Genomic DNA, 5,941 nt, shown 5'->3' with positions numbered 1-5,941 from the left:
TGCTCGCGGTCGTAGCCCCGCCACCGGACCTGGAACGCCGGCGCCGGAGGCACGGGAGCGGCCTGGGCCAGGGCGGCGAGATAGCCGTCGACCTGTTCGCGGTCGTAGCCGCGCCGCACCAGGTCGAAGCCGCGGAACTCGGGTGGTGTCGACACGTCGTGGGTCCTCCGGTTCGGCGCGGGAGAGGTTCGGGCCTCCCGATCCTGTCACCGCGGCGGTACCGGCGACGACGGAGCCCCCCGCCCCGACCAGCGCGGGCCCCGCCGATCCGGCAGGGCCCGCGGTGCGGGGAGCGGAGGAGGACCGGAGCCCGGCCGCCACCGCCTACCGCGCGGTGCCGGCCCGGCGGCCGGGCCTCACTTCAGGTGCCGGGCGAAGAAGCGGGCCCCGGCGTCGAGTTCGTGCCGCGGGACGCCGGCGTGTCCGCCCATGTTGGCGTGCAGGGTCTTCTCCCGGGAGCCGAAGGCGTCGAACAGGTCCAGGGCGGCCTGCCGGGGGTTGCCCTCGTCGTCCCACTGGAGCAGGACCTGCAGCGGGATGGTGACCTTCCGGGCCTCCTCGACGATGGCGGCGGGCACGAGGCTCCCGGCGAAGAGGCCGGCGGCGGCGATGCGCGGTTCGACCGCCGCCAGCCGGACGCCGATGGAGATGATTCCCCCCTCGTACCCGACCGGGCCGCCGATCCCGGGCAGTGCGAGGAGGTCGTCGAGCGCCGCCCGCCATTCCGGGACGGCCCTGTCGACCAGCGGGAGGACCAGGGCGTCGACGATCTCGCCGCCGACCGGCTCGCCGGCCTCCATCGCCCGGCGCAGGTCGGCGCGGGCCCGGTCGGCGGCGGCCCAGCGGGGACGGTCACCGCTCCCGGGCAGCTCGATGGTGGCCGAGGCGAAGCCGTACCGGGCCGCGTAGTACCGGGCCCGCCCCGCCAGCCGGGGATACACCTTGCCCAGGCCGAGCGGCGGGGGAGAGATCAGGATCAGCGGCGCCGGCGCCGGCGCCGGCGCGGACGCGGAGGCGGACGCGGGCGTCCACAGGATGCCGGGGATCTCGCCGAGGGTGAACGCGCGCTCGACGACGCCGTCGTCGAAACGCTGCTCGGAAGTGATGCGCATGGTCGTGCCTTTCGGGAGTGCTCACAGACGGCGCTCCCGGACGACGACCTATCGCCCGACCGTGACCCCGGAGGGGAGCACCCATGTCGATACTGCGTTCACGGGTACCACCTCCTCGTTCTCTCGCACGGCCTGGCGGAAAGGTAGCAGCGGCCGCCGCGGTCCGCCAAACGGGTTGCCGCGCGGGCCCCGTGGCCGCAGGCCACGGAGCCGGAACACCACCGACCCCGCCCGCCGGTGGGACAGGGCGGTGAGGTGGCCGCCGACCTGTTCGCGGCCGTAGCCGCGCCGCACCGGGCCGAAGCCGCGGACCTCGGGTGGTGCCGACACGCCGTGGGTCCTCCGGCCAGGCTCAGCCGGGGTAGTCGATGGCGTTCAGGGAGATCTCGTCCATCACCCGCTCCCTGAACAGCCACCCGCCCTCGACGCGCACCACCGTGTCGTTGAACCGCCCGTAGGCCGCGACGTGCGGCGTCTGGGTGCGCGGCTCGAACGCGGCGAGGACGACCATGTAGCTCCAGACCGTCGCCGTGTCCCCGTCGACCTCGGTGACGGTCGTGTTGGTGCTCATGTGCCGGTTGCCGGCGCGGCTCGGGCCGTAGTCGTCGAGCCACTGCGCGAGCGCCGCGCGGCCGGTCGTCGTCCCCGTGTAGTTGGTGAGGCCGCCGTCCTCGGTGAAGGTGGCGGCGAAGCCCCTGAGGTCGCCCTCGTCGACGGCCTTCCAGTAGCGGGCCAGCAGTTCGTGGATCTCGAAGCGGTCGGCTGCGCTGATGGCGGACATGTACGTGCTCCCTATCCGAGGTGTGTCCGAGGTCTGTTCGGGGTGTGTCAGAGGTGTGTCCGGGGTCTCGCGGGGCTTCCGGGGGCTACCGGGGGCTACCTGAGGTTTCCGCGGGCGAAGGCGGCGAAGACCCCCTCCCCGTCCATGGCCGCGAAGAACGCGGCGGCGTGCTCGCTCTGCCAGCTGCCGAGCAGCCGCGTCAGGGCCGGGACGACAGTGAGCAGCTCCGCTCCGGCGGCCCGCATCACGTCGCGGCTGTCGGCGGCGGAGGTGCGGGTGCCGGCGGCCGACACGTCGAGCAGGGCCGCGACGCCGAAGCCGGCCCCGACCGCCGACAGGACCGGCGGCACCAGGCACACCTCCGTCGTCAGGCCGCCGATGAGGAGGTTCGCGCGGCCGGTCGCGCGGACGGCCGCGACGAACGCCGGGTCGTCCCACGCGTTGATGACGCCCTCGCGCCGCACCCGGCCCGCGTACGCGGCGGGCACCAGGGTCTGGAAGTCGGGCAGCAGCGGGCCCTGCTGCCGGTCCTCCAGACTGCTGGTCAGGACGACGGGGATGCCGACCGCCGCCGCGAAGCGCGTGATCGTGCGCACCCACATCTTCAGCTGGTCGCGCTCGTCCTCGCCGGCCAGCTCGCCGGCCCACGCGATCGTGCCGACCTGGTGGTCGATCAGGACCAGTGCGGTGTTGTCGATGGCCAAGGGGATGCGGAGTGCGGTCACGGTGTCCTCACCGGTCGGAGCAATCCGTCTCAAACATGGATGAGACGTCCCGGATATACATATCCGCACCCGTGGCGGCCACGGTCGGTGACACCCCGGCAACCACGGCCGGACGTACGGGCGGCAACCGCCGACCCGGCGGTGGACCTCCGTCACCCGGGTGTGATCGACTCGCCCGATGCGCCAGAACCCCTCGCCCCGCGGCCTGCTGACGGGCCGCCGCCGCGCGGCCGCCGCCGCGACCGCCGCCGCCCTGCTGCTCACGGGCTGCGCCTCCGCGGCGACCACGGCCTCCGGCCGCTCCCCGGACGCCTCCGGCACCCCCGGCTCCTGCGGCACCCCGCCGCCGACCGTGCCCGGAGCGCCGCAGCCGGCCGGGCTCGCCCAGGGCGGGGCGCGGATCACCTCCATCGGCCCCCTCTGCGCCGAGTACGAGATGACCAACCCGAACGGCGAACCGTACGACGTCACCGTGGTGTTCGGCGTCCCCGCGATGGTGGGCGGCGGGCTGGAGAACCAGTCCCGGTCCGTCATCGCGCTCGCTCCCGGCGCCACCGAGAGGGGGCGGCTCGTGTACCCGGGCGCGACCGTCCGGTCCGGCACCCGCCCGCAGCCGAGGATCGTCACGGCCCGCTCCGTGCCCACCGCCGAGGCCCCCGACACCGGAGGCCCCTGCCCGTCCTCCGGGCTGCGGCTCTACGCCGACGAGGGCAGCGCCGCGATGGGCCTGCGCGCCGTCGGCGTGCACCTGCGCAACTGCGGCACCGCCACCGTCACCCTCGAGGGCTACCCGCAGGTCCAGCCCCTCGACGCCGGCCACAAGCCCCTGGACGGCGTGCGCGTCCTGCGCGGCGGCGCCGAGATCGCCTCGGGCACCGGCGCCGACGACCCGCCGCGGAAGATCGCGCTGGGCCCGGGGGAGGGCGCCCGCTCCGTCCTGGTGTGGCGCAACACCACCGAGGCCGGCACTCCGCGGAACGCCCCCTACGTCCGGGTGCGCGCCACCCCCGACGCGGCGCCCGTGATGGTCACCCCGGAACTCGACCTCGGCACCACCGGCCGCCTCGGCGCCGGCGCCTGGGTCAGGGAAGAAACGAACGACACGGCCTCGGCGCGCCCGGCGCCCTGACCGGGGGTATCACCGGCCCGGCGCGGGAACGGCGGTCCGGCACGCACCCCCGTGGCGTGCCGGGCCGCCGGCGCGGAAACGGAACGAGGTGTTCCGCCGCGCGGTGTTCACCCCTGGAGGATGCCAGTGCGACGCCCCGCCGTGTTGGCTCTGAGTGGACAGTTCTTGGCACTGGGTGCACAGGTCCGGGTTTTCCGCCCCGCCCGCGCGTGCGGGGTGCGCACGGTGCGGCGTCTCGCGCGGACCCGGCCCGCCGCCCGTCCGTCCGTACGGCCCGCCCGTCCGTCCGTACGGCCCGCCCGCCCGTACGGCTATCCGGACCTCGCCGCCAGGGCCTGGCGGCGGTGCTCGCTGGGGGAGAGCCCGTACACGCTCCTGAAGGCGCGGCTGAACTCGGCGGCGCGCGGCAGCCCGCAGCCGGTGGCGACGGCGTGGACGGGCAGGCCGCGCAGCGCGGGGTCGGCCAGGTCGCGGCGGGCCTTCTCCAGCCGGCGCCGGCGCACGAAGGCGGCGACGGTCTCCCCGCCGGAGTGCCGGGTGAACAGGCGGTGCAGGTAGCTGACCGAGATGTGGTGGGCGGCGGCGATCACCGCGGGGGTCAGTTCGGGGTCGTGCAGGCGGCGTGCGACGAAGCCCCGGACGTTCTCCACCAGGGCCCGCTGGCGGGTGTCGTCGGGCACGGAGGACTCGGCGTCCAGTTCCCGGGCGAGCCAGGCGGCCACCAGGTCCACCACGACGCCGCCCAGGCGGGGGGTCTCGGCGGGGCCCAGGGCGGCGGCCTGCCGGTCGAGGCCGACGAGGAAGTCCGAGAGCAGCGCGCGGGTGCCCTCCCGGGCGGAGAAGCCGCGGCCCAGCAGCTCGTGCACCCGGTGCGCGGGCAGCGGCAGCAGCGCGGTGGGGAAGTCGATGCCGACGGCTTCGATCCGCAGGTCCTCGGGGGCCTGGGCGCGGGCGTTGAAGGCCCGCAGGTCGAAGGGGTGCGAGCTGTCGAGCATGTGGAGGTTGCCGCCGCCGAAGGTCTCGGTGCGCCCGGTGTCGCGGGTCAGGGCGAAGCCGCCGTCGAGCAGCAGGGTCAGGTGGAACACCCCCAGGTCCGAGCGGCGCACCCGGCGTGCGGTGCGCTGGAAGCGGGTGGGCGGGAAGGAGGTCCGCAGGAGGGTCACCGGGCCCAGCTCCAGGCGCCGCATCTCGGCCCGGAAGTCGTCGGCGTGGGCGCTGGTCACCTCGCTGTCGCGGGTGCGGCCGACCAACTCCCGCCAGCAGTCGAACCGTTCCTTCCCGGGCACGCCCTCGCTGCGGAACACGCTCTCCGTGCTCGTGGCCACTGTCCGCTCTTCCCTTCCGCGGTCCGTCCCCTTCCTCCCCGGCGGAGCTCCCCTACCCCACCCGGTGTCACCGGCACCTCGCAGCCGGTGACACCGAAACCTACAAGGTGGGGCCGGGCGTGCTCCGCCCGGCCCCCGGGCGGGGGCCCGGCGCACCACGAGGACGGCGGTGGAGAAATCCGCCCCCACCGCCGCGGATTCCCGGAAACGGCCGATTCGGCCGGCCCGCGCTCCCGGTCGTCCGATCACCCGGACAAGGGCACACAAGGGCCGTTATCGGCCGAATGAAGATGGATTCCGCTCCTCACGTTCCCTTGACGGACATTCCTGCCCCGGGGCCGGAGTCGGCCGGCCGCACCTCCCTCCCCACCTGCTGGATTCGGTGCCGCGCCTGGTGAAACCGGAGCGTGCGGCCCCCCCTCGAGCCCCGGCGGGGCGAATTGAATTCGACATCGAGGAATTCCGCTTCCGTCCGCCGGCTTCAAATGCGGGCGGACGCGGCCCAGGTTGTCCCCAGCGCAAATGGCAGGACGTCTCGCAGACGGGGGAAATCAGTGACAGGGCGCGGAATTCGAAAGTCCGTCGCGGCGGGTAAAGCCGTCGTCGCGGCGGTGGTGGCGGTCTTCGCGATCGTGGCCACCACGGGTGCGGCCGGCGCCGCCACGGGAGCCGCCGCCGACCCGCGCCCGCGTCCGTTGGTCTCGCGTGCGTCCGTTCGTCCGGCCTCTGTCCGTTCGTCCGGCCCCGTTCGTCCCCGTCCGTTCGTCCGGCCCCGTCTGGTCAGTTGTCGTTCGGGGTGCCGAGTGCGAGGGTGAAGCTGAAGCGGTCGCCCCGGTAGAGGGTGCGTACCTGTTCCAGCGGCCGTCCTC

General features: G+C 74.7%; 6 protein-coding genes. 1 reads left to right on the top strand and 5 read right to left on the bottom strand.

Annotated features, from left to right (window positions below; all coding sequences use genetic code 11):
* From ACFRMQ_RS36985 to ACFRMQ_RS36970, 4 genes are all read right to left on the bottom strand, one after another.
* On the bottom strand, positions 1-155 hold a 155-nt coding region (locus tag ACFRMQ_RS36985), incomplete at its 3' end, for a DivIVA domain-containing protein (protein WP_380735235.1).
* A gap of 201 nt (positions 156-356) precedes the next feature.
* A complete protein-coding gene (locus tag ACFRMQ_RS36980; protein ID WP_380735234.1) occupies positions 357-1,112 on the bottom strand; it encodes an alpha/beta hydrolase in 756 nt (251 codons plus the stop codon).
* A 352-nt stretch (positions 1,113-1,464) separates the two neighbouring features.
* Positions 1,465-1,893: a nuclear transport factor 2 family protein gene (locus tag ACFRMQ_RS36975; protein WP_380735232.1), complete on the bottom strand. Its 429-nt coding sequence runs from the start codon at positions 1,891-1,893 to the stop codon at positions 1,465-1,467.
* Positions 1,894-1,988: 95 nt separating this feature from the next.
* The gene (locus ACFRMQ_RS36970) at positions 1,989-2,618 is read right to left on the bottom strand and encodes an isochorismatase family protein (RefSeq protein WP_380735231.1); all 630 of its coding nucleotides are present in this window, start codon (positions 2,616-2,618) and stop codon (positions 1,989-1,991) included.
* 178 nt (positions 2,619-2,796) lie between these two features.
* Between ACFRMQ_RS36970 and ACFRMQ_RS36965 the strand changes: the two genes are divergently transcribed.
* Positions 2,797-3,747, top strand: a complete 951-nt coding sequence (locus ACFRMQ_RS36965; RefSeq protein WP_380735230.1) for a DUF4232 domain-containing protein — start codon at positions 2,797-2,799, stop codon at positions 3,745-3,747.
* A gap of 311 nt (positions 3,748-4,058) precedes the next feature.
* Here ACFRMQ_RS36965 and ACFRMQ_RS36960 read toward each other — a convergent pair whose 3' ends face one another.
* Positions 4,059-5,072: a helix-turn-helix domain-containing protein gene (locus tag ACFRMQ_RS36960; protein ID WP_380735229.1), complete on the bottom strand. Its 1,014-nt coding sequence runs from the start codon at positions 5,070-5,072 to the stop codon at positions 4,059-4,061.
* Positions 5,073-5,941 lie beyond the last annotated feature (869 nt).

Source organism: Kitasatospora sp. NPDC056783 (assembly GCF_042789895.1).
Lineage (GTDB): Bacteria > Actinomycetota > Actinomycetes > Streptomycetales > Streptomycetaceae > Kitasatospora.
Note: the sequence above shows the minus strand (reverse complement) of the source record. Positions and strands in the feature narration are given on the sequence as shown.

Bases quoted from the DNA above. Each gene is read 5' to 3' on its own strand.
- ACFRMQ_RS36965 (WP_380735230.1), top strand. From the start codon at position 2,797: ATGCGCCAGAACCCCTCGCCCCGCGGCCTGCTGACGGGCCGCCGCCGC.
- ACFRMQ_RS36980 (WP_380735234.1), bottom strand. From the start codon at position 1,112: ATGCGCATCACTTCCGAGCAGCGTTTCGACGACGGCGTCGTCGAGCGC.
- ACFRMQ_RS36975 (WP_380735232.1), bottom strand. From the start codon at position 1,893: ATGTCCGCCATCAGCGCAGCCGACCGCTTCGAGATCCACGAACTGCTG.